We start from the raw sequence: 1617 nt of genomic DNA, 5'->3' as shown, positions 1-1617 counted from the left end.
GCTTAAAAAAATTTTCTTTTCCACGCGCCTAACGGCCATCCTTTTTATCGTTTTTGCCACCGCAATGGCCTTTGGCACCTTTATCGAAAGTAAATATAGTACGGAGACCGCCCGTATCTGGGTGTACAACGCCTGGTGGTTTGAGGCGATCATGGTCTTTTTTGTTATTAATTTTATGGGAAATATGCTTCGTTACCGGCTTTTCCGATGGGAAAAATGGCCGGTACTGACCCTGCACCTCTCGTGGATACTGATTATCGTCGGTGCATTCGTTACACGTTATATCAGTTTCGAGGGAATGATGCCCATCCGTGAGGGCAAAACCGAAAAGGTGTTTTATTCCGATAAGACCTATCTAACTGCCTATGTAGACGGTGAAATCGACGGACAACCGAGGCGGAAGACCTTACAGGAAGATCTTATCGTTACCGCCGAAGCCATTAAGTCGAACTTACCTTGGGATTCTGATTATAACGGACAGCCGTTCACGATTTCGTATGTGAACTTCATCGATGGGGCGGAGGAAGGCCTGATTCCCGATGAAAACGGCAAGGAATATTTGAAAATCGTGGAAGCCGGAGACGGCCAACGCCATGAACATTTTTTGGAAAACGGACAGGTGGCCAGCATCCACGGGGTGCTTTTTGCCCTGAACAAAGACACGGAGGGGGCCATAAACATTATGTCGACTGACAGTTCCTATCAGATAGCTTCCCCTTTCGAAGGCAGTTTTATGCGAATGGCGGACCAGTTTCAAGGCCAGGTCGCCAAAGACAGCCTGCAAGAATTTCAGCTGCGGTCGCTCTACACTATGGCCGGGATGCAGTTCGTCGTTCCCGACCCTATCATCAAAGGTTCTTATGATGTGGTCAAGGTGCCTACGAAAGAAATTACCGAAGCTACCCTTGATGCCCTGGTCGTCGAGGTAACGGCCAATGGCGAAACTGTACAAAAGAAATTATTGGGCGGTAAGGGTATATCCGATTTTTCGGAGAAATTCAATGTCGGGGGGCTCGATTTCAGTTTGAGTTACGGATCCAAGGTTTACGAATTACCGTTCGGTATCAAATTGAACGATTTTATTGCCGAAAAATATCCCGGAACCGAGAAAGGCTACAAATCGTTCATGAGCAAGGTTACCGTAGCAAACGATCGTCCGTACGATTACGACATCTTTATGAACAATATTCTCGATCAAGGCGGATACCGCTTTTTTCAGTCCAGCTTCCATCCCGATGAAAAAGGCACCGTCCTCTCCGTAAATCACGACCAATGGGGCACTTGGATCACGTATTTGGGCTATTTCCTGCTTTATACGGGATTGATGGGCATAATGTTCTTCGGAAAGACCCGTTTTAAGGACCTGGGCAAATCCCTTGAACACTTAAAATCCAAAAAAGCGGCATTGACCTCAGTGATGCTAATGCTCGGGCTGTTCGGGATGCAGGCACAGGATATTGATATAGCCACTGCCGGGAACAAAACCGAGGCACAAGAATTACAGGACGAAGCTACGGCCGGCAGCGAGCCGGAGCAGGTGCCCATAGAGCAAGCGGCCCAATTGCAAGAGCATGCTGTCGGTGATGGTCACGAGCACGATGCTATGACACCTACGCA

General features: G+C 48.1%; 1 protein-coding gene. It reads left to right on the top strand.

What is annotated here, in order from left to right; genetic code table 11:
• Positions 1-1617 (top strand): cytochrome c biogenesis protein ResB (locus tag ACEW8S_RS01780; protein WP_373516473.1); only part of this gene is annotated, 1617 nt, incomplete at both ends.

The organism is Pricia sp., from assembly GCF_041745955.1.
Classification (GTDB): Bacteria; Bacteroidota; Bacteroidia; order Flavobacteriales; family Flavobacteriaceae; genus Pricia.
Note: the sequence above shows the minus strand (reverse complement) of the source record. Positions and strands in the feature narration are given on the sequence as shown.